Raw genomic sequence first — 21,681 nt, 5'->3', positions numbered from 1 at the left:
CGTAGGACTCCGTCGGGGTTTCACGGTTTATCCGAGGTGTAGTACCTGAGGGCGGGGCTGCGCCGGTTTGTCACTGTCGCACCCTGCGGGTCCGCCGCCGGGACTCGCCCGGACCGCCCGCGCGGCGGCCCCGGCCCGGCCCGGCGCCCCGCTCCCGCACCGGCACCCGCTACGACGGCGTCGGGGAGGCCTTCAGGGCGAGCCACAGCTCCATGCGGACGTCCGGGTCGTCCAGGGAGCGGCCGAGGATCTCCTCGACCCGCTTCATCCGGTAGCGCAGCGTGTGCCGGTGCACACCGAGGTCGGCGGCGGCCGCGTCCCACTGGCCGTGCCGGGAGAGCCAGGCCTGCAGCGAGGCCACCAGGTCGCCGCGCCCCGTCTCGTCGTGCTCCCGCAGCGCGCGCAGCGTGCCGTCCGCGAAGGCCCGTACGGCGTCGTCGGCCAGGAGCGGCAGGACCGAGCCGGCCGCCATCTCCTCGTGCTCCACCAGCGGCCGTCCCCGCCGCCGGGCCACCGCCATGGCCTGGTCGGCCTGTTTCAGGGCCGCCGCCACGGCGCCCGGCCCGGCGGGCGCGGACAGGCCGACGACGAGTTCGTCCGGCTCGGGACCGGCGGCGTCCCGGCCGCGCCGCGCCTCCAGCGCCTCCGCGTGGTCCAGGCACGCCTGTACGGCCGAGCCCCCGTCGGCGGCCAGGACCACGAGTCGGCCCGGCTCCGGGACCACGAGCAGCGGCTCGCCGGTGCGGGCGGCCGCCGACTCCACGGCGTCGGCCAGCAGGGCCAGGCCCTCCGGCTGCGCGGTGCCCGGCAGCGCCGGTTCGGCCGCGATCAGCCGGAACGGGGCCTCCAGCAGGGCCCCGTACAGGTCCCCGGCCACCGCCCGCGCGTGCTCCGCCTCCCCCGCCAGCAGCATCCGCAGCACCGCCGCCCCCAGCCGGGACTCGGCGTCGTGCAGCGAACGCGAACGCTCGGTGGTGAGGGTCAGGAGCGCGACCGCGGAGTGGACCGCGTACCGCTCGGCCGTGCCCAGCGGGGCCCCGGTGCCGACGGCGAGGGCGCCTCGGGCCCGTCGGCCCGTGCCCAGGGACTGCAGCTCGACCCGGTCCTCCGAACCGCCGACCACGGCGCTCGCGGGCGCGGGCCGCTCCCGCAGCCGCTCCACGTCCGGGGTGAGCCGGGCGGCGCGCCGCGCGGCCCAGTCGGGGGCGGCCGCGACGACCGCGCCCGAGGTGTCGTACAGCGCGGCCCAGCCGTGCACGTGCGCGGCCAGCTTCGACAGCAGCTCGGCGGGCCCGTCGGCGGAGAGCGCGGCGCGCGTCAGCTCCCGCTGCGCCTCGAAACCGGCGGTCACGGCCCGGTACTGGTCGGCCGCGAGCGCGGCGGAGACGGCTTTGCTGATGGCGAGGAACGGGGTCCGCCGCGGTACCTCCAGCAGCGGCATGTCCTCGGTCCGCGCCGCCTCGACCAGCGCCTCGGGGATCGACTCGTAGTTCACGCCGGTCGCGAAGCCGATGCCGACGACCCCGGCCGCGGCGAGGCGGCGTACATAGCGGCCCATCTCCTCGGGATCCTCCGCGTCCAGCTTCATCGCGGTGATCAGGAGCAGTTCGCCGCCCTCCATGTAGGGCACGGGGTCGGCGAGCTCGCTGACGTGGGCCCAGCGCACGGGGGTGTCGAGGCGGCCCTCCCCCGCCCGGACGCTGAGCTTGAGCGCCGAGTGCTGGACGAGCGAGGCGAGGGTGAGCGGCATCGGTTACCAGGGGCCTTAGCGGGAGGGGGCGGCGGACGGGGAACGGCAGAAGGGCAGCAGGAGGAGCCGCGTCCACTTTTCGCCGTGTCGTACGAACGGCTCCCCTCGATTCTGCCACCTCGTACGGGTCCGTTCCGGCCGTTGCGCCGGTTCAGGCGGCTGCGGCCAGCCGCACCAGCAGGGGAGCCGCCCGCTCCCCACGGACCGAGGTCAGCGACAGCACCGCGTACCCGGGCGGCACGTCGTGGGCGAGGTCGGAGGCGGACCACCGCTCGCGCTCCACCTGCCGCACGGTGACCGCGTCGGTGGTGACGGCCTTGCCGGTGACGAGCTTGCGGAAGGCGTGGATCAGCCGGGTCAGCGGCTGGTCGGCGAAGACGGTGCGGTGGGTGACGTCGCGCGTCTCCACCCACTCGGTGCCCCAGGTCTCGGCGAAGCGCTTGCCGTCCCAGGTGGTCACCCCGGAGAAGGCCATCCGGCAGCCGACCGCACCGAGCAGCGGGGTCCGCAGCTCCTGCGGCACGTCGTCCAGCGAGCGCAGCGTGAGCAGGACTCCGGCGTTCGCCGAGCGCAGCCGCTGCACGCCCCGGACGGTCTGCGGGGTCAGGGTGTGCGAGGCGTCGTCGAAGGCGAGGAAGGCGAAGAGGGAGCGGTCGGTGCGGGCGGCCGCGGCGGCGTTGAACTGCGCGAGCAGCAGCCGGGCCAGCATCCGCGAGGCGTCGGCGTGCCCCCGCTCGGGCAGGTCGACGCGGACCCGGATCGGGTGTTCGAGGGTGCGCAGGGAGAACGGCCGGCCCTGGCCGGTGGTGTCGAAGAAGGAGGCGAAGGCGGGCCGGTCGAGCAGCGCCACGCGGTCGGCGAGGGCCGGCCCGGGGTCCGCGGGCGCCCCGTGCTGCCGTTCCCGGGCGTCCAGCTCGCGGAGCATCGTGTGCTGGCCGGCGTCGGCCAGGTCCCGGCGCAGCCCGCCGACGGCGTCCGGCACCCGGTCGAGCAGCTCGCGCAGTTCGGGCACGGTGGGGAAGCGCCCGTACGCCGCCCGGAAGGGTCCCAGCAGCTGGGCGAGGGCGGTCGCGGCCCGGCGCACCTCGATCCCCGGCACGTCCCCGACGAAGGCCTCGGCGAGCAGGGTGGCGGCCTCGTCGGGGTCGGTGGCGCCGCCGTAGAGGTCGAGGTCGTAGACGGATTCGGGGTCGCCGACGCGGACCACGACGTCGTAGGCGGCGTCCGGTCCGAGCCGGGCCCCGGCCGCGCCGACGGCGACGACGGCGGCCTGGCCGGCGAGCGCCTGCAGCGCGAGGGACTCGACGACGGGCCGCACCAGCCGGCCGGTCTTGCCTGATCCCGACGGACCGACGGCGAGCAGCGAGGTCCCGAGGACTTCGGGGTCGAGCGCGAGCGAGGTGCCGCGGCGGGCGTACGGGTTGCGCGGGCCGTCCTCGACGGTGCCGAGCAGCACCTGCCGGGCCAGCAGGTCGTGGCGGGCGGCGCGCACGGGCAGGTCCCGCTCCCCGGACGGGTGTACGCAGGCCCCGGCGCCCTTGTCGCGCACGGCGTCGGCGAAGGCGCGCAGCCTCGACGGGTCCGCGCACACGGACTCCCACGCCCGCCGGATCCGCGCGTAGTCCACGTCGTTCATGCGCCCGGCCCCGGCCTCCCCTTCGAGGCGTTCGGCGGCGTCCCCCAGCCCGGCGCCCCGCAACTGCGGCCAGCGCGCGGGGTCGTCGGCGCCTCCCGCCTCGGGACGGACCGGGGCGGCGGCCCGAGTTGCGTGCACGGCGCGGACGGCGCGGCTGGCGAGCACCCGGCGGGCCAGCTCGGGCCAGCGGCCGAGGCGCCCGAAACCGATGGTCAGGGTGGCGGCGACCAGGGCGTACCAGACGTACGACGCCACGACGGACGGGAGCGTCCCCGCCCAGGAGTCGGGCGTGAACATGTAGAGGGGCCAGAGCCAGAAACCGCCGAGGTAGCCGTTCCACAGCAGGGACCACAGGAGCAGCCCGGCCAGCAGGGCGATCAGCGCTCCGCTGACCAGCTGGCGGGTGGGGCTCACCTCGGGTTCCTCGGCGGCCCGGGGCACGTGCCCGTACGTCCAGACGCCCGGCCCGTCGGAGGCGCGCGGATGGCGCAGCCAGTCCCCCAGCGCCGGCCCGGCCGCGGGGGCGTGGGAGGGCTTCGGGGGGAGGCCCGGGGGGCCCGGGGGGCCCGGGGGGTGTGCGGGGGGCCCGGCGGGTCGCGGTACCCGACCCGAACGGGTCTCCTGACCGTCGTACGTGCCCTCGGTGTCCATGAACCCCTGCCCCCTGCCCGTGCCGTGCGCTGCGGCGCTCAATCTAGTGCCCGGCCCGGGCGTTGGGGCCGTACCCCGCCATGACCGGCGGGACACGTCCCGCGTCCTTCCTATGGCCGTCACGGACAAGGACACGCGGGCACCACTCCCGAACGGAGCATGCAGTACCCCGTCCCCCGGGCCTAGCCTGCGGACAAAGACACAAGTGCGTCCGAAAACACCCCCAGGAGCCCTCTATGACCGCTGTCCCGCAGGAGCGCCGCATCGTCACCGCGATCCCCGGCCCCAAGTCGCAGGAGCTGCAGGCCCGCCGCCTCGAGACGGTGGCCGGCGGCGTGGGCTCCGTGCTCCCCGTCTTCACTGCCCGCGCGGGCGGCGGCATCATCGAGGACGTCGACGGCAACCGCCTGATCGACTTCGGCTCCGGCATCGCCGTGACCTCGGTCGGCGCCTCCGCCGAGGCCGTCGTGCGCCGCGCCTCCGCGCAGCTCGCGAACTTCACGCACACCTGCTTCATGGTCACGCCGTACGAGGGCTACGTCGAGGTCTGCGAGGCCCTGGCCGAGCTGACCCCCGGTGACCACGCCAAGAAGTCGGCCCTGTTCAACTCCGGCGCCGAGGCCGTCGAGAACGCCGTCAAGATCGCCCGTGCGTACACCAAGCGCCAGGCCGTCGTCGTCTTCGACCACGGCTACCACGGCCGTACGAACCTGACGATGGCGCTGACCTCGAAGAACATGCCGTACAAGCAGGGCTTCGGTCCGTTCGCGCCCGAGGTCTACCGCGTCCCGGTCGCCTACGGCTACCGCTGGCTCACCGGCGCCGAGAACTGCGGCCCCGAGGCCGCCGCGCAGGCCATCGACCAGATCACCAAGCAGATCGGCGCCGACAACGTCGCCGCGATCGTCATCGAGCCGGTCCTCGGCGAGGGCGGCTTCATCGAGCCGGCCAAGGGCTTCCTGCCCGCGCTCGTGAAGTTCGCCAACGACAACGGCATCGTCTTCGTGGCCGACGAGATCCAGTCCGGCTTCTGCCGCACCGGCCAGTGGTTCGCGTGCGAGGACGAGGGCATCGTCCCCGACCTGATCACCACCGCCAAGGGCATCGCGGGCGGTCTGCCGCTCGCCGCCGTGACCGGCCGCGCCGAGATCATGGACGCCGCCCACGCGGGCGGCCTGGGCGGCACCTACGGCGGCAACCCGGTGGCGTGCGCCGGTGCGCTCGGCTCCATCGAGACCATGAAGGAGCTCGACCTCAACGCCGCGGCGAAGAAGATCGAGTCCGTCATGAAGGCCCGCCTGACGGCCATGCAGGAGAAGTACGAGATCATCGGCGACATCCGCGGCCGCGGCGCCATGATCGCGATCGAGCTGGTCAAGGACCCCGCCTCCAAGACTCCGTTCCCGGAGGCGGCCGCGTCGCTCGCCAAGGCGTGCCACGCCGAGGGTCTGATGGTCCTCACCTGTGGCACCTACGGCAACGTGCTCCGCTTCCTGCCGCCGATCGTCATCGGCGAGGACCTGCTGAACGAGGGCCTGGACATCATCGAGGCCGCGTTCGCGGGCATCTGATCGAACGGCTAGAACGTGCGAGCGCAGCGCCGGGCCCCTACCGGCGGTAACCGTCGGGCGCTGTGAAGAACGTGTGGGGGGCCGATGGCGGGAGCGCGTTCCTGCTGTCGGTCCCCCTTTCGCTGCCGTACGGTTTCTGCAGATGAGTGAGACACCCCGCTCCCGGGAAACCGTGGGCGACACCAGTGCCGGGCTTCCCCAGCGCCGTACTGGGCATGCGTTCGCGCACACTCCTCACCGATCGGACGGCCGACCGCCCCAAACCCCCCGGGGCGTGCGGCGACCCGATCCGGGCGGCCGTCCCGGAACCATCCCCCCTGTTCCGGGACGGCCGGCCACTCTCCCCAAGGCCGCCGTCGCGGCGGCGCTCTGCCTGACGGCCTTCGCCCTGATCACCTGGCAGGTCCTGGTGTCGGGGCCGCTGCTGTCCCCGGACGCGCGCCTGAGCCGCACCCTCGTGCGCAGCGTCCCCGACGCCGTCACCGAACGGCTCTCGGACCTCGGCAACGTCCCGGTCGCCCTGCCCGTGCTCCTCCTCGCCGTCGCGTACGCCGCGTGGCGCGGCAACCGGCTCGGCGCCGCGGCCGCGGCCCTGGCCATGGCGCTGGTCCCGGCGCTGGTCGTCCCGCTGAAGGCGTGGACCGCCCGCCCCGGACCGCTGGAGCCCTGGGCCGCCGGCTACTTCCCCTCGGGCCACACCGCGACCGCGGCCGTCGCCTACCTCGGGGCGGCCCTGCTCGTCACCCCGTACACCCGCCGGGCATGGCCGGCGGCCGTCGCCCTCGTCCTGACGGGTGCGACGGCCGTCGGCCTGGTCCTGCGGGGCTGGCACTGGCCGCTGGACGCACTGGCCAGCCTCCTCGTGTGCGCCCCGCTGCTGCTGGCGGTGCGGTGGGCCGGCCGGCCGCACCCGCGGGGTGTCCGGCGTATCCGTCGGCGCTCAGGCTGAACTCCCGGCCCCGGAGCGGTCCCGGCCCGCGTTCGTCCCGTGCCGGTGAAGGGTTCGCACCGGGAGAGGGCCGGGCCGGGAGCATGCCGCGGGCTGCGTCACTCCGGCGTGGTGCAGCGGATCACGCGCCGGCGGGCGGATGCGGCCGGGGGCGTGCGCGTCGGCGGATCAGCTGTCGAAGCCGAGGCCGAAGCGGTCCAGCGTCCTGAGCCAGAGGTTGCGGTGCCCGCCCCGGCGGTCGGCGCGGGCCAGCGACCACTTGGTGAGGGTGATGCCGGTCCACGCGAAGGGCTCGGGCGGGAACGGCATCGGCTTGGACTTCACCATCTCCAGCCGGGTGCGCTCGCTGGAGATCCCGTCGAGCAGGTCCAGCATCACGTCCGCGCCGAAGCGGGTGGCGCCCACCCCGAGCCCGGTGTAGCCGGCCGCGTAGGCCACCTTCCCGGAGTGCGCGGTGCCGAAGAAGGCCGAGAAGCGCGAGCAGGTGTCGATCGCCCCGCCCCACGCGTGGCTGAAGCGGATCCCCTCCAGCTGCGGGAAGCAGGTGAAGAAGTGCTCCGCGAGCCTGAGGTAGGTCTCGGGACGGTGGTCGTACTCGGAGTCGAGCTTCCCCCGGTACGGGTAGACCGCGTCGTAGCCGCCCCACAGGATCCGGTGGTCCCTGGTGATCCGGAAGTAGTGGAACTGGTTCGCGCTGTCGCCCAGGCCCTGCCGGTTCTTCCAGCCGATGGCGGCGAGCTGCGCCTCGTCCAGCGGCTCGGTCATCAGCGCGTAGTCGTAGACCGGCACGGTGAACGGGCGGATGCGGCGGACCAGCGAGGGGAAGATGTTGGTGCCCAGGGCGACCCGGCGCGCGAGGATCGTCCCGTACGGGGTCTGCACGGTCATCCCCGGGCCGGCCGGGGCCATCTTCAGGCCGCGGGTGTTCTCGTAGATCCGCACCCCGAGGTCGAGGCAGGTCTGCTTGAGGCCCCAGGCCAGCTTCGCGGGGTTGAGCATGGCGACGCCGTCGCGGTCCCAGAGGCCCGCGAGGAAGGTCGGGGAGTCGACCTCGGCGCGCAGCGCGTCGCCCTCCAGCCACTCCGAGCCGCCCGCGAGGCCGAGGCGGCGGGCCTCCTCGTGGAGTTCCCGCAGCTCTTCGACCTGGTGGGGCTCGGTGGCCACGTCGATCTCGCCGGTGCGCTCGAAGTCGCAGTCGATGCCGTAGCGGGCGACCGCCTCCTCGATGGCGTCGAGGTTGCGGGCGCCCAGCTCCTCCAGCTTGGCGAGCTCCTGCGGCCAGCGGGCCATCCCGTTGCCCAGGCCGTGCGTGAGGGAGGCGGCGCAGAAGCCGCCGTTGCGCCCGGAGGCGGCCCAGCCCGCCTCCTTGCTCTCGATCAGGACGACGTCCCGTCCGGGGTCGCGCTCCTTGGCGAGCAGCGCGGTCCACAGACCGCTGTAGCCGCCGCCGACGACCAGCAGGTCGCACCGCTCGTCGCTGGTGAGCGCCGGCTGCGCGGCGGGCTTGCCGGGGTCGTCCAGCCAGTACGAGACCGGCTTCGCTTCGGAAAGGGATTTCGCAACACTACGCATGGCGACTGGGGCCATGGCTTCCAACTCCCTACAGGGGTCTACTTCGGTTGTGCCTTCTTGCGGCGGTTGCCGACCGTCTGGCCGACGAGGACCACCAGCACCGCGATGACGAACATCGCCGTGCCGATGACGTTGATCTGCACGGGCGTACCGCGCTGGGCCGAACCCCACACGAACATGGGGAAGGTGACGGTGTTGCCCGAGTTGAAGTTGGTGATGATGAAGTCGTCGAACGAGAGCGCGAAGGAGAGCAGCGCGCCCGCCGCGATTCCGGGTGCCGCGATCGGCAGGGTGACCCGTACGAAGGTCTGCACCGGGCCCGCGTAGAGGTCGCGTGCGGCCTCTTCCAGCCGCGGGTCCATGGACAGGACGCGCGCCTTGACGGCGGCGACGACGAAGCTGAGGCAGAACATGATGTGGGCGATCAGGATCGTCCAGAAGCCCAGCTGGATGCCCATGTTGAGGAAGAGGGCGAGCAGGGAGGCCGCCATCACGATCTCGGGCATGGCCATGGGCAGGAAGATCAGCGAGTTGACCGCGCCGCGCGCCCGGAAGCGGTAGCGCACCATCGCGAAGGCGATGGCGGTGCCCAGCGCGGTCGCGGCGACGGTGGCCCACAGCGCGATCTGGAGGGAGAGCGAGAGGGAGCCGCACAGGTCGGCGACCCCGCAGGGGTCCTTCCACGCGTCGAGCGAGAACTCCTGCCAGGCGTAGTTGAACCGCCCGGTGGGGTTGTTGAAGGAGAAGACGGTCACGACCACGTTCGGCAGGATCATGTACGCGAGCGTGCCGAGGCCCGCGATGACGACCAGATTGCGCCGGAGCCAGGCGATGGGGGTGCGCATCAGACCAGGTCCTCCGTCCCCGCTCGGCGGATGTAGATGGTCACCATGATCAGCACGATGGCCATGAGGATGAACGACAGCGCGGCCGCCGTCGGGTAGTCGAGGATCCGCAGGTACTGCGACTGGATGACGTTGCCGATCATCCGGGTGTCCGTGGAGCCGAGCAGTTCGGCGTTCACGTAGTCGCCGCTCGCCGGGATGAAGGTGAGCAGGGTGCCGGAGACCACGCCCGGCATGGACAGCGGGAAGGTCACCTTCCGGAAGACCGTGGCGGGGTGGGCGTACAGGTCCCCGGCCGCCTCGTGGAGGCGGGTGTCGATGCGCTCCAGCGAGGAGTACAGCGGCAGGATCATGAAGGGGAGGAAGTTGTACGTCAGACCGCAGACGACCGCGAGCGGCGTGGCCAGTACCCGGTCCCCCTGGGTCATGCCGAGCCAGCTCGTGACGTCCAGGAAGCCGATCTTGTTGAGGACGGCGACGACCGGGCCGCCGTCGGCCAGGATCGTCTTCCAGGCGAGCGTGCGGATCAGGAAGCTGGTGAAGAACGGCGCGATGACCAGGACGAGCAGCAGGTTGCGCCAGCGGCCCGCCCTGAAGGCGATCAGGTAGGCCAGCGGGTACCCGAGCAGCAGGCACAGCACGGTGGCGGTGCCGGCGTACAGCAGGGAGCGCAGGAACTGCGGGTAGTACTCGGTGAAGGCGTCCCAGTAGGTCTGGAAGTGCCAGGTGACCTGGAAGCCCTCCTCGAGGGAGCCGGTCTGCACCGAGGTGGAGGCCTGGTAGACCATCGGCAGCACGAAGAAGACCAGCAGCCACAGGATGCCGGGGAGCAGCAGCCAGTAGGGGACCAGCCGCTTGCGTACCGACGGCTTGTGCACCGGGGGTCCGGCCGGGGCGGGCGCCTGGGGCGGCGCTGTCTCTGCAACGGGGCCGGTCACGCGATCTCCTCGACCGTCTCGATGCCCGCGTCGATGTCCTGGGCGGCATCCAGGCCGAAGGTGTGCTCCGGGTTCCAGTGCAGGATCACCTCGGCGCCCGGCACCAGGCGGGCGTCCCGCTCGATGTTCTGGACGTACACCTCCAGCTCCGGGCAGACCTGGCTGTCGACGACGAACTGGGTGGAGACGCCGATGAAGGAGGAGGCGGCGATCCGGCCCGGGACCTTGTTGCGGCCCGCCGCGACGGTGTGCTCCTCGTCGGCGTGGACCACGGATATCTTCTCCGGGCGCACCCCGACCAGCAGCTTTCCGCCGGCCTTGGGGGTGGTCGAACAGCGGGCCCCGGGCAGCCGCAGCTTCGTCCCGGCCGAGCTGACCACGACATCGGCGCCGCCTGCCTCCAGGACCTCGGCCTCGATGAGGTTGGACGTCCCGAGGAAGTTGGCGACGAAGGTGGTGCCCGGGTTCTCGTACAGCTCGGCGGGCGCGCCCAGCTGCTCGACGCGGCCGCCGTTCATCACGGCGACCGTGTCGGCCATGGTCATGGCCTCCTCCTGGTCGTGCGTGACGTGCACGAAGGTGATGCCCACCTCGGTCTGGATGCGCTTGAGCTCCAGCTGCATCTGGCGGCGCAGCTTGAGGTCGAGGGCGCCGAGCGGCTCGTCGAGCAGGAGCACCTGGGGGTGGTTGATCAGGGCGCGGGCGACCGCGACCCGCTGCTGCTGCCCGCCGGAGAGCTGGTGCGGCTTGCGCTGGGCGAACTGGCCGAGCTGGACCAGCTCCAGCATCTCGTCGACCTGCTTCTTGACCGACTTGATGCCGCGGCGGCGCAGGCCGAAGGCGACGTTCTCGTAGATGTTCAGGTGCGGGAAGAGGGCGTAGCTCTGGAAGACCGTGTTGACCGGGCGCTTGTACGGCGGCAGGTGGGTGACCGCCCGGTCGCCGAGGTGGACCGTGCCGGTGGAGGGCTCCTCCAGGCCGGCGATCATGCGCAGGGTGGTGGTCTTCCCGCAGCCGGAGGCGCCGAGCAGGGCGAAGAAGGAGCCCTGGGGGATGGTGAGGTCCAGCGGGTGCACGGCGGTGAAGGAGCCGTAGTGCTTGCTGATCCCGGCGAGGCGGACGTCGCCGCCCGCGGTCTTGTCAGTCATGGATGGGTCCCGGGGTTGGGTGGGGCGAAGAGGTCAAGGGAGGGGTTCGCGGCGAGGCGGTACGGCTACGCGCCGATCAGCTTGGCGAACTTCTCTTCGTACGCCGTCTCTTCCTCGGCGCTGAGCGAGCGGAAGGCGTGCGCCTTCGCGGCCATCGCCTTGTCCGGCACGATCAGCGGGTTGTCGGCGAGGGCGGGATCGATCTTGGCCAGCTCGTCCTTGACGCCCTCGACCGGGCAGACGTAGCTGATGAAGGCGGCCAGCTGGGCGGCGTTCGCGGGTTCGTAGTAGAAGTCGATGAGCTTCTCGGCGTTGGCCTTGTGCCGGGCGTGGGCCGGGACCAGCAGGTTGTCGCTGGAGGTGATGTATCCGGGTGCCGGGATCGCGTACTGGATGTCCGGGTTGCCGGCCTGGAGCTGGATGACGTCGCCCGCCCAGGCGAGGCAGGCGGCCAGGTCGCCCTTGTCGAGGTCGGCGGTGTAGTCGTTGCCGGTGAAGCGGCGGATCTGCTTGGTGTCCACGCCCTTCTGCAGCCGGCCTATCGCCCCGTCGAAGTCCGCGGTGGTGAAGTTCGCCGGATCCTTGCCCTGGTCGAGCAGGGTCATGCCGACGCTGTCGCGCATCTCGGTGAGGAAGCCGACCCGGCCCTTGAGGGTGGGATCGTCGAGCAGCTGGGTGACGGAGTCGACCTTCTTCCCGTCGGTGGCCTTGGTGTTGTAGGCGATGACGGTGTCGATGCCGGTCCACGGGTAGCTGTACGCACGGCCCGGGTCCCAGTCGGGGGTGCGGAACTGCGGGATCAGGTTCGCGTAGGCGTGCGGGAGGTGCGAGGGGTCCAGCTTCTGCGCCCAGCCGAGGCGGATGATGCGGGCGGCGAGCCAGTCGGTGACGACGATCAGGTCGCGGCCGGTGTCCTGGCCGGCGGCGAGCTGCGGGCGGATCTTCCCGAAGAACTCGACGTTGTCGTTGATGTCCTCGGTGTATTTGACCTTGATCCCGGTGCGCTTGGTGAAGTCCTCCAGGGTGGGCCGGGTCTTCTCGTCGTCACTGGTGTCCATGTACTCGGTCCAGTTGGAGAAGTTGATCTCCTTCTCCTGGTCCGAGTGGTCGTCGGAGGCCACCGCCGCCTCGCCCGCGCGTTTGGCGGGCGGGATGCCGCACCCGGCGAGGGTGGACAGGCCTCCGAGGGTGAGCGCTCCGACTCCGGAGGCGCGCAGCAGCGAGCGGCGGGTGAGGGCGCCGCGCCCGCTGGTGAGGCTGCGCCGCATCGCGGCGAGTTGCGCCGCCGAGAGGCGGTCGGGCTCGAACTGCTCCATGCGCGTTGCCCTTTCGGAATGTTGGGCCGCTGGTCAGGCGGTGGGTTTCTTACCGGTCCCCGAAGATCGTGCGGTGCCAGTCCTTCGCGGCCACCGCGGTGTTGTCATACATCACATGCTTGACCTGCGTGTACTCCTCGAAGGAGTAGGCGCTCATGTCCTTTCCGAAGCCGCTCGCCTTGTAGCCGCCGTGGGGCATCTCGCTGATGATCGGGATGTGGTCGTTGACCCAGACGCAGCCCGCCTTGATCTCGCGCGTGGCCCGGTTCGCCCGGTAGAGGTCCCGGCTCCAGGCGGAGGCGGCGAGCCCGTACGGGGTGTCGTTGGCGAGCTCGATGCCCTCGTCGTCGGTGTCGAAGGGCAGGACGACCAGGACCGGGCCGAAGATCTCGGACTGGACGACCTCGCTGTCCTGGGCGGCGCCGGTGATCAGGGTGGGCCGGTAGTACGCGCCCTCGGCGAGGCTGCTCCCGTCCGCCCCGGTCTGCGGGATCTCGCCTCCGGTGACGACGGTGGCGTACGCGCGGGCGCGTTCGACGAAGCCGGCGACCCGGTCGCGCTGGGCGTGGGAGACCAGCGGTCCCAGGTCGGTGGTGGCCGCGAAGGGGTCACCGAGGCGGACGGTCTCCATCAGCTCCGCGACGCGGGCGACGAAGGCGTCGTGCAGGGTGCGCTGGACGTAGGCGCGGGTGGCGGCGGTGCAGTCCTGGCCGGTGTTGATGAGGGAGGCGGCGACGGCGCCGTGCGCGGCGGCCTCCAGATCGGCGTCGTCGAAGACCAGGAAGGGGGCCTTGCCGCCGAGCTCCAGGTGGAGGCGCTTGACGGTGGCGGTGGCGATCTCGGCGACCCGCTTGCCGACGGCCGTGGAGCCGGTGAAGGAGGTCATGACGACGTCGGGGTGGCCGACCAGGTGCTCACCGGCCTCGCGGCCGGCGCCGGTGACGATGTTGATCACGCCGTCGGGCAGGCCCGCCTCCTTGGCCGCCTGCGCGAACATCAGCGAGGTCAGCGGGGTGAGCTCGGCGGGCTTGAGGACGATGGTGTTGCCCGCCGCGATCGCCGGGAGGATCTTCCAGGCGGCCATCTGGAGCGGATAGTTCCAGGGCGCGATGGAGCCGACGACGCCGATGGCCTCGCGTCGTACGCAGGAGGTGTGGTCCCCGGAGTACTCGCCGGCCGCCTGCCCCTGGAGATGGCGGGCGGCGCCCGCGAAGAAGGCCGTGTTGTCGATGGTCCCCGGCACGTCGAACTCCGTGGACAGCTTGACCGGCTTCCCGCACTGGAGGGACTCGGCGTACGCGAAGTCCTGCGCCTGCTCGGCCAGTACGGCGGCCAGCCGGTGCAGGGCGTCCGAACGCTCCCCGGGGGTGGCGCCGGACCATGCCGGGAAGGCCCTCTTGGCGGCGGCGACGGCCTCGTCCACGTCCGCCGTGCTCGCCAGTTCATAGGTGAGGACCTCGTCGCCGGTGGCGGGATCGACCACTGTGTGTGACTGACCGGAGGTGCCGGACCCGAGGCGCCCGTCGATGTACTGCGCGCCGTCCGCGAAGCGGTCCCTGACCTGGAAGCGGTTGCCCATCACGCTCTCACGCTCTCCGTAGCTACAGTTCGGGCTACAGCCCGAATTGAGTGCCGATCCTGACAGAGGACATCCCCTTGGCCAAGTGATTCCGTTGTTGCCTTTTGATTACGCGACGGAATCGGTCGACCATGTGTCGAGGCACACCCGAAATCCCGTACGAAGTGTCAGTGGCGACTGTCAGACTCGCGTGCATGGACATGATCGACGAACTGATCAAGCAGGTCAGCCACGGTGACAGGGTGAAGTTCCTGCCGTTCTGGGGGCACCGCCCCCGGCCCGACGGAACGCTCGGACCGAGCTGCCTGAGCCAGTGGTGGCCGTCCGCCTTCACTGTGGGTGATGTCCGCTATGCCACGGCGGAGCACTGGATGATGGCCGGGAAGGCCCGCCTGTTCCAGGACGCGGAGGCCGAGCGCGCCGCCCTGGAGGCGGCCACGGCGGCGGAGGCGAAGAAGGCCGGGCGGCTGGTGCGCGGCTTCGACGACGCGGTCTGGGAGCGGGAGCGGTTCGCGCTCGTGGTGGAGGGCAGCGTGCACAAGTTCGCCTCCGACCCGGCGCTGCGCTCGTACCTGCTGTCCACCGGGAACCGGGTGCTGGTCGAGGCCAGCCCGATGGACCGGATCTGGGGCATCGGCCTGTCGGCCGACGACGAGCGCGCCCTGGACCCGGCGCGCTGGCGTGGCCTGAACCTGCTGGGCTTCGCCCTGATGGAGGCCCGGGACCGGCTGCGCGCGGACGCCGCGTGACGGAGCGGCGCCGGGTGGCCGCGGTGATCATCCGGGAGGGCCGCGTACTCATGGTGCGCGAGCGCGGGCGGGGGCCCACGGGCCGGCACGACGGGCCTGAGTACTGGACCCTGCCGGGTGGCGGGCTCGAAGCGGGCGAGCGGCCCGAGGAGGCGGTCCGGCGGGAAGTGGCCGAGGAGGTGGGGCTGCGCGCCCTGGACGTGCGGTACGCGTACGACTCGCCGTACCCGTCGGGCTGGACCTCCTGCTTCCGCGTGGACGTCGAGCCCGGCGAGCCGGTCCTCGGTGTCGACCCGGATCTGGTGTGCGACTGCCCGCGGATGGTCGGGCTCATCTGGGTCCCGCTGTCGCGCGGCGGCGCCGACGGCGAAGTCATGGTGCCGACGCTGCTGATGGCGGCCACGGTCTGACCGGCGGTTAATTGCGTGGCGGCGCCCGGACCCGGCGCCTAATGTGATCCTCGTCCAGGTGCGAAGGCGAGACCTACTTCCACTGTTAATGGGGAGGTCGCGGGTTCGAGTCCCGTCACCGGCTTCGGGCCGGTGTAGCTCAGTCGGCAGAGCACCACGTGGTTTCGCCGGCCTTGTTCTCTGGACACCTACGTCACGCACCTCCCGGTGCGCGGGCTGCGGCTCCTTCTTTTGCAAAGACACCAGGCCGCCGCCACCTTGATCTCGGGAGGCGGTGCGTGGGGGATGCCCGGTGCGCAGGCAGCGGCTACTTCCGGATCAACGGGTCGCGGGTTCGAATCCCGCCCGGCCACGGCCGGTAGCTCAGTTCGGTAGAGCAGTCGACACAGTCCGCAGCCGACTTCGATCTCGGGCATCCCTCACGCCAGGCCTCCCCCGCGTCCTTTGAATTCGGGGGGATTCACCATGGCTCGTTTCAACCTGCGCTCGCTCACGTCCGCGCCCGCCCCGCCGCCGGCTTCGCCCGTGCGCTCGACCCGCCGCGCCCGCACCCGTGAGGGCGGACCGGGTCACGAACGCGATGCGCGCTCCGAGCTGTTCCTGCTCGCCGTCGCCAACTTCGTGACGCAGCAGACCTTCTACGAGAGCGGCGAGGACCGCGACGACCACTTCGGCACGCTCGTGCGGCGGCTCGCGGTCGAGGACCCCGCGTGGACCGCCGGCCTGCTGGGCTGGCTCCGCGGGGACGCGAACATGCGCACCGCCTCGCTCGTCGGCGCCGCCGAGTACGTCAGGGCCCGGCTCGACGCGGGCGTCACCGACGGGCCTTCGAACCGGCAGGTCGTGGACTCCGTACTGCGGCGCGCGGACGAACCCGGTGAGCTGCTGGCCTACTGGACGGCGAAGTACGGGCGGAACGTGCCCAAGCCCGTCAAGCGCGGCATCGCCGACGCCGTGCGCAGGCTCTACTCCGCCGCCTCGCTGCTGAAGTACGACACCGCCTCCGCTCGACGTGGGTACCGCTTCGGCGACGTCCTCAACCTCGTGCACGCCTCCCCCGACCCGGCGAAGGCCTGGCAGGGCGAACTGTTCCGCCACGCCCTCGACCGCCGCCACCACCCGGAGAGCGCGCGGATCCCGGCCGGCGACCGCACCCTCGCCGCCCACCGGGCGCTGATGGAGCTGCCGGTCGGTGACCGGCGTGCCGTGGTCACCGGGGCGGGCGGCGCCGAGCGGCTCGCGGAGGCGGGCATGACCTGGGAGGCGCTGGCCGGCTGGCTGCAGGGACCCATGGACGCGGCCGCCTGGGAGGCGGTCATCCCGTCGATGGGTGCGATGGCCCTGCTGCGCAACCTGCGCAACTTCGACCAGGCCGGGGTCTCGGACGAGGTGGCCGAGCGGGTCGCGGCGAGGATCTGCGATCCGCAGGCCGTCGCCCGGGCTCGGCAGTTCCCCTTCCGCTACCTGGCGGCCTACCGGCACGCGCCCTCGCTGCGCTGGGCGTACCCGCTGGAGCAGGCGCTCGGCCACTCGCTGGGCAACGTACCGGCGCTGCCCGGGCGGACCCTGGTCCTCGTCGACCGGTCCGGGTCGATGTGGTCCCCGCTGTCGGACCGCTCCCAGCTCAACCGGGCCGACGCGGCGGCCGTGTTCGGGGCGGCGCTCGCACTGCGGGCCGAGGACGCGGACCTGGTGCAGTTCGGCTCGACCAGTCAGGCGGTCACGTACAGCCGGGGCGAATCCGTACTGAAGGTGCTGGAGCGGTTCGGGGACCTCGGCGGCACCTACACGGCGCAGGCCGTGCGGGAGCACTACCGCGGCCACGACCGGGTGCTGATCGTCACCGACGAGCAGGCCGCCGCCTCCTACGGCCACGGCGGTGACCCGGCGGCCCAGGTGCCGGCGACGGTGCCGGTGTACACCTGGAACCTGGCGGGCTACCGGGTGGGCCACGGGCCGTCCGGCTCCGCGAACCGGCACACCTTCGGCGGACTCACCGACGCGGCCTTCCGCATGGTGTCCCTGATCGAGGGCGGCCGGGACGCCGACTGGCCGTGGACGGCGCCGTCCTCAGCCTGAGCCTGAACCCCGGCTCATATCTTCTCGCGCACCCGCGAGTTGGAGTACGGGCTCTCGTAGTCGGAGTCGCCCTCCCAGTCCCCGTTCATGAACGGGGCGAACATGGCAAGGAGCATCAGGGCGCCCAGCACGATGCCTATGGCTCCGAGGATGATGCCGGCCAGTGCCATCCCGCCGTTGTCGGCCTCGCCGCGGGTGGCCTTGCCCTTGCCGAGGGCGCCGAAGACGATGGCTCCGATCCCGAGCGCGATCGCGATGAAGCTGGTGATGCAGCCGACGACCGAGATGATGCCGAGGACGAGGGCGGTGACGCCGAAGCCGTTGCTCTTCGGTGCCGCGTACAACGGGTAGCCGGCATTGCCCGGGTAACCGTTGTACCCCGGGTATCCGGGGTATCCCGCGTCACCGGGGTACCCGTAGCCCGGTACTGCGGACCCGTAGCCCGGTACGGCGGCGGTCGGCGTCAGCGGCGGGGTCGGCATGGGCGTGGGAGTGGGCGTGGGCGTGGGCGTCGGATACCCGTACCCGCTCGCGTCCGGCTGGGCCGGATACCCGTACGCGGGCGGCTGCGCGGGCGTCGGTGCCGGATCGGGCGGCGGCGGCTGCGCCCCCGGCATCCCGGCAACCGTCTGATGGTCGTGCACGGACGGCGGTCCCGGCGTGCCCCGCTGCTTGCCGAGGTCCACCACCGGCCGCTCCGGCGGCGCCCACGGATCCCTCGCCTCAGGGCTCTGGTCGGTCATGCGGCTCCCCCCATTCGTACGGCCATGCTAAGCGTTGCCACCGACAGTCACGGTGCTGCCTACGATGAAGGCCGACCTGCCCGCACCCGCGTCCTCCCGGAGGCACCTCCATGACCGACCTGCATCCCTTCATCGCGGGACTGCCCAAGGCGGAACTCCACGTCCACCACGTCGGCTCGGCATCCCCGCGCATCGTGGCCGAGCTCGCCTCCCGGCACCCCGACTCGAAGGTCCCGACCGACCCCGGGGCCCTCGCCGACTACTTCACCTTCACCGACTTCGCGCACTTCATCGACGTCTACCTCTCCGTCGTGGACCTGGTCCGCACGCCCGAGGACGTCCGGCTGCTGACCTTCGAGGTCGCCCGTGACATGGCACGGCAGAACATCCGCTACGCCGAACTGACCATCACCCCCTACTCCTCCACGCGCCGCGGCATCGACGAGACGGCTTTCATGGAGGCCATCGAGGACGCCCGCAAGGCGGCCGAGGCCGAGCTCGGCGTCATCCTGCGCTGGTGCTTCGACATCCCCGGTGAGGCCGGCCTGGAGGCCGCCGCCGAGACCGCCCGCCTCGCCGTGGACCTGCGCCCCGAGGGCCTGGTCTCCTTCGGCCTGGGCGGCCCCGAGATCGGCGTCCCGCGGCCCCAGTTCAAGCCGTACTTCGACCGGGCTCGCGCCGCCGGCCTGCACAGCGTGCCGCACGCCGGCGAGACCACCGGCCCCGAGACCGTCTGGGACGCCATCCGCGAGCTGGGCGCCGTGCGCATCGGCCACGGCACCAGCTCCACCCAGGACCCGGAACTGCTCGCCTACCTGGCCGAGCACCGGATCGCGCTGGAGGTCTGCCCGACCTCCAACCTCGCCACCCGCGCGGTCACCGACATCGACCGGCACCCCGTCAAGGAGATGGTCGCCGCGGGCGTGCTCGTCACCATCAACAGCGACGACCCGCCGATGTTCGGCTCCGACCTGAACAACGAGTACGCGGTGGCCGCGCGCCTCCTCGACCTCGACGAGACCGGTCTCGCCCAGCTGGCCAAGAACGCCGTCGGGGCCTCCTTCCTCGACGCGGCGGGCAAGGCCCGGCTCACCGCGGAGATCGACGCGTACACGGCCGCATGGCTCGCGCGCTGACGGCCGCTTGATCATGCGGCCGTGAGAATGGGGCCATGCGCACCCTGACTGCCGTCGGCCACCGCGGCGATCCCTACCGTGTCCGTGAGAACACCCTGTCCTCGATCCGCTCCGCCTTCGCGCGCGGGGCGGACGCGGTCGAGATCGACGTGCGGCTGACCCGCGACGGGGTGCCGGTCCTGCTCCACGACGAGACGCTCCATCGGTTGTGGGGCCATGACGTGCGCCTGGACGCCGTCACGGCCCCACAGCTGGGGGAGCTGACGCAGGGCGCGATCCCGACGCTGCGCGACGCGCTGACGGCGGCGGGGGTGGGGGCGGGCCGGCTGATGCTCGACCTGCCGGGTGCCTCGTACGAGGCGGTACGGACCGTGGTGGGTCAGGTCCGCGAGTGCGGGGCGCGCGAGCGCACCTACTACTGCGCGGGCCCCGCCACCATGCTGGCGGTCCGGGCCGCCGATCCGGGCGCGGAGATCGCGCTGACCTGGACCACGCTGTCACCGCCGCGGCGGGTGCTGATCGACGCGGTCGCGCCGCGCTGGCTCAACTACCGCTTCGGGCTGGTCGGCCGGGAGCTGACGGACGCGCTCCACCGGGACGGCCTGCTGGTTTCGGCCTGGACCGCGGACACCAGGCGGACGATGCGGGGGCTCGTCAGGGCCGGGGTCGACTCGATCACCACCAACCGGGTGGACGCGCTGGCGGCCGTACGGGCCGAGTTCGGCCGGTGATACGCGCCCTCGGGGAGCGGATCCGGCACGCGGACCCGCGCTGGCAGGACCTGGGGCTGATGCTGCTGGTGCAGGTGGCCACGACGATTCCGTTCGTCGTGCCCCGGGCTCCGGACGAGTCGCCGGCCGACTGGCCGGCGTACCTGCTGACCACGCTGGTCAACGTGCCGCTCGTGTGGCGCCGGCGGGCGCCGGTGGGGGTGATGTTCGGGGTGATCACGGCCGGCTCGGTGTACCGGCTGTCGCTGGACGGTCCCGGGCAGCCGCTGCCGTACGCGGCGCTGATCGCCGTCTACACCATCGCGTTGCTGTGCTCGGCGCGGGTGCGGCTCGTGATGGGGGTGATCGTGACGGTGGCCATCGTGGGCTCCGTGGCGCTCAACACGACGACGGCCAAGGAGCTGTTGTTCGCGCTCTTCGTGTTCGGCGCGGCGGTCGCGCTGGGCAGGCTGCAGGCCACCCGGCAGGCGTACACGGCGGCCGTCGAGGACCGGGCGGCGCAGCTGGAGCGGGCGAACCGGATCGAGGCGGAGCAGGCCGCGGCCCGGGAGCGGGCCCGGATCGCGCGGGAGATGCACGACGTCCTCTCGCACGCGGTCAGCATCATGATCGTGCAGGCGGAGGCCGGTCCGGTGGCGGTCCGCAGGGCGCCGGCCCGGGCCGAGGCGGCCTTCGAGGCGATCGCGGAGACGGGCCGGGACGCGATGGCGCAACTGCGCACGATGCTGGGCGTGCTGCGTGCGCAGGAGGCGGCTCCGCGTGCGCCGCAGCCCGGGATCGGGACGCTGCCGACGCTGCTGGACCGGGTGCGGGCCGGCGGGGTGCGGGTGTCGTACGGGCGGACGGGCGAGGTGCGGGAGCTGCCCGCCGCACTGGAGGCCACCGTGCACCGGGTGGTGCAGGAGGCGCTGACGAACGTCGTGAAGCACGCCGCGGCCTCGGCGGTGGAGGTCGGGCTGGAGTACGGGGCGCGGGCACTGACCGTGACGGTCACGGACGACGGCCGGGGGCCGGGCCCGTCCTCGGGCGGGCTCGGCCTGATCGGGATCCGCGAGCGGGCGGCGGCCCACGGCGGGACGGCCGAGGCCGGTCCGGGGCCGGGCGGGCAGGGCTTCTCGGTGCGGGTGGTCCTTGTAACCTCGCCGCTGGGGGTGGGGAATTGACGATCCGTGTGGTGGTGGCCGACGACCAGGAGCTGGTGCGCAGCGGGTTCGCGATGATCCTGGACGTCCAGGAGGACATCGAGGTCGTGGCGGAGGTCGGGGACGGCGCGGCGGCGCTGGAGGCGGTGGCCCGGCTCTCGCCGGACGTGGCCCTGCTGGACGTCCGGATGCCGGTGCTGGACGGGATCGAGGCGTGCCGGGCGATCACGGCGCGGAGCGCGTGCCGGACGGTGATGCTGACGACGTTCGACTCGGACGAGTACGTGTACGAGGCGCTGCACGCGGGGGCGAGCGGGTTCCTGCTGAAGGACGTGCGGCGGGACGATCTGGTGCATGCGGTACGGGTGGTGGCGGCGGGCGAGTCGCTGCTGGCGCCTTCCGTGGCGCGGCGGCTGATCGAGGAGTACACGGCGGCGACGGCGCGTCCCTCCCTTCCGGCCTTCGCGGCGGACCGGCTGGAGGTGCTGACGGCGCGGGAGCGGGAGACGCTGCTGCATCTCGGGCGGGGGCTGTCGAACGCGGAGATCGCGGCGGCGCTGGTGGTGAGCGAGCACACGGTGAAGTCGCACGTGGGGAACGTGCTGGCCAAGCTGGGGCTGCGGGACCGGATCCAGGCGGTGATCTGCGCGTACGAGACGGGTCTGATCGCGGCGGGTACTCCCTCCGGGGAGTGAGTGGACGGCGTGTCGCCTCCCTCGCGCGGTTGAGTTGTCGT

At 72.4% G+C, this 21,681-nt stretch carries 18 protein-coding genes; 9 read left to right on the top strand and 9 right to left on the bottom strand.

Features of this window, described 5'->3' with window-relative positions; translation table 11 throughout:
• Nucleotides 1-169 precede the first annotated feature (169 nt).
• Together ACFCZ1_RS20415 and ACFCZ1_RS20410 are read right to left on the bottom strand one after the other, a co-directional pair.
• Entirely contained in the window at nt 170-1,750 is a 1,581-nt protein-coding gene (locus tag ACFCZ1_RS20415) for a PucR family transcriptional regulator (RefSeq protein ID WP_376679670.1), read from the bottom strand.
• Nucleotides 1,751-1,901: 151 nt separating this feature from the next.
• Entirely contained in the window at nt 1,902-4,037 is a 2,136-nt protein-coding gene (locus ACFCZ1_RS20410; protein WP_376679669.1) for an ATP-binding protein, read from the bottom strand.
• Nucleotides 4,038-4,273: 236 nt separating this feature from the next.
• Between ACFCZ1_RS20410 and gabT the strand changes: the two genes are divergently transcribed.
• Together gabT and ACFCZ1_RS20400 are read left to right on the top strand one after the other, a co-directional pair.
• Nucleotides 4,274-5,608 carry a 4-aminobutyrate--2-oxoglutarate transaminase gene (gabT, locus tag ACFCZ1_RS20405; protein ID WP_376679668.1) on the top strand — a complete coding sequence of 445 codons (1,335 nt, stop codon included), beginning with the start codon at nt 4,274-4,276 and terminating at the stop codon, nt 5,606-5,608.
• 142 nt (nt 5,609-5,750) lie between these two features.
• The gene (locus ACFCZ1_RS20400) at nt 5,751-6,557 is read left to right on the top strand and encodes a phosphatase PAP2 family protein (protein ID WP_376679667.1); all 807 of its coding nucleotides are present in this window, start codon (nt 5,751-5,753) and stop codon (nt 6,555-6,557) included.
• A 168-nt stretch (nt 6,558-6,725) separates the two neighbouring features.
• On the opposite strand, the gene ACFCZ1_RS20395 is transcribed toward ACFCZ1_RS20400, so the two are convergent.
• The 6 genes from ACFCZ1_RS20395 to ACFCZ1_RS20370 form a co-directional block, all read right to left on the bottom strand.
• On the bottom strand, nt 6,726-8,144 hold the full coding sequence (locus tag ACFCZ1_RS20395) for an NAD(P)/FAD-dependent oxidoreductase (protein ID WP_376679666.1): 1,419 nt from the start codon (nt 8,142-8,144) through the stop codon (nt 6,726-6,728).
• Nucleotides 8,145-8,167: 23 nt separating this feature from the next.
• Nucleotides 8,168-8,974, bottom strand: coding sequence for an ABC transporter permease (locus ACFCZ1_RS20390; RefSeq protein WP_376679665.1), 807 nt, complete (start codon nt 8,972-8,974; stop codon nt 8,168-8,170).
• The gene (locus tag ACFCZ1_RS20385; RefSeq protein WP_376679664.1) at nt 8,974-9,912 is read right to left on the bottom strand and encodes an ABC transporter permease; all 939 of its coding nucleotides are present in this window, start codon (nt 9,910-9,912) and stop codon (nt 8,974-8,976) included. The genes ACFCZ1_RS20390 and ACFCZ1_RS20385 overlap by 1 nt, the downstream gene beginning before the upstream one ends.
• Nucleotides 9,909-11,060, bottom strand: coding sequence for an ABC transporter ATP-binding protein (locus tag ACFCZ1_RS20380; protein WP_376679663.1), 1,152 nt, complete (start codon nt 11,058-11,060; stop codon nt 9,909-9,911). The genes ACFCZ1_RS20385 and ACFCZ1_RS20380 overlap by 4 nt, the downstream gene beginning before the upstream one ends.
• A gap of 65 nt (nt 11,061-11,125) precedes the next feature.
• A complete protein-coding gene (locus ACFCZ1_RS20375; protein WP_376679662.1) occupies nt 11,126-12,376 on the bottom strand; it encodes a spermidine/putrescine ABC transporter substrate-binding protein in 1,251 nt (416 codons plus the stop codon).
• 49 nt (nt 12,377-12,425) lie between these two features.
• Complete coding sequence (locus ACFCZ1_RS20370) at nt 12,426-13,955, bottom strand: gamma-aminobutyraldehyde dehydrogenase (protein WP_376679708.1); 1,530 nt, start codon at nt 13,953-13,955, stop codon at nt 12,426-12,428.
• 194 nt (nt 13,956-14,149) lie between these two features.
• Between ACFCZ1_RS20370 and ACFCZ1_RS20365 the strand changes: the two genes are divergently transcribed.
• The 3 genes from ACFCZ1_RS20365 (at nt 14,150) to ACFCZ1_RS20355 (ending at nt 17,193) form a co-directional block, all read left to right on the top strand.
• A complete protein-coding gene (locus ACFCZ1_RS20365) occupies nt 14,150-14,704 on the top strand; it encodes an NADAR family protein (RefSeq protein ID WP_376679661.1) in 555 nt (184 codons plus the stop codon).
• Nucleotides 14,701-15,114 (top strand): NUDIX domain-containing protein, encoded by a 414-nt coding sequence (locus tag ACFCZ1_RS20360; RefSeq protein WP_376679660.1) that lies wholly within the window; start codon nt 14,701-14,703, stop codon nt 15,112-15,114. Before ACFCZ1_RS20365 ends, ACFCZ1_RS20360 begins: the two co-directional genes overlap by 4 nt.
• A gap of 465 nt (nt 15,115-15,579) precedes the next feature.
• On the top strand, nt 15,580-17,193 hold the full coding sequence (locus ACFCZ1_RS20355) for a TROVE domain-containing protein (RefSeq protein WP_376679659.1): 1,614 nt from the start codon (nt 15,580-15,582) through the stop codon (nt 17,191-17,193).
• Between the two features lie 14 nt (nt 17,194-17,207).
• On the opposite strand, the gene ACFCZ1_RS20350 is transcribed toward ACFCZ1_RS20355, so the two are convergent.
• Nucleotides 17,208-17,936 (bottom strand): DUF4190 domain-containing protein, encoded by a 729-nt coding sequence (locus ACFCZ1_RS20350; protein WP_376679658.1) that lies wholly within the window; start codon nt 17,934-17,936, stop codon nt 17,208-17,210.
• A gap of 110 nt (nt 17,937-18,046) precedes the next feature.
• On the opposite strand from ACFCZ1_RS20350, the gene ACFCZ1_RS20345 reads away from it, so the two are divergent.
• Genes ACFCZ1_RS20345 through ACFCZ1_RS20330 form a run of 4 tightly spaced genes read left to right on the top strand, consistent with a single transcriptional unit; the run spans nt 18,047 to nt 21,640 of the window.
• Nucleotides 18,047-19,072 carry an adenosine deaminase gene (locus ACFCZ1_RS20345; protein ID WP_376679657.1) on the top strand — a complete coding sequence of 342 codons (1,026 nt, stop codon included), beginning with the start codon at nt 18,047-18,049 and terminating at the stop codon, nt 19,070-19,072.
• Between the two features lie 35 nt (nt 19,073-19,107).
• Nucleotides 19,108-19,803 (top strand): glycerophosphodiester phosphodiesterase, encoded by a 696-nt coding sequence (locus ACFCZ1_RS20340; protein ID WP_376679656.1) that lies wholly within the window; start codon nt 19,108-19,110, stop codon nt 19,801-19,803.
• A 59-nt stretch (nt 19,804-19,862) separates the two neighbouring features.
• Entirely contained in the window at nt 19,863-20,966 is a 1,104-nt protein-coding gene (locus tag ACFCZ1_RS20335; protein ID WP_376679707.1) for a sensor histidine kinase, read from the top strand.
• Nucleotides 20,963-21,640: a response regulator gene (locus ACFCZ1_RS20330; protein WP_376679655.1), complete on the top strand. Its 678-nt coding sequence runs from the start codon at nt 20,963-20,965 to the stop codon at nt 21,638-21,640. The genes ACFCZ1_RS20335 and ACFCZ1_RS20330 overlap by 4 nt, the downstream gene beginning before the upstream one ends.
• The last annotated feature ends 41 nt before the right edge of the window (nt 21,641-21,681 follow it).

Source organism: Streptomyces sp. NPDC056224, from assembly GCF_042267665.1.
In the GTDB taxonomy this organism is placed as follows: Bacteria; Actinomycetota; Actinomycetes; order Streptomycetales; family Streptomycetaceae; genus Streptomyces.
Note: the sequence above shows the minus strand (reverse complement) of the source record. Positions and strands in the feature narration are given on the sequence as shown.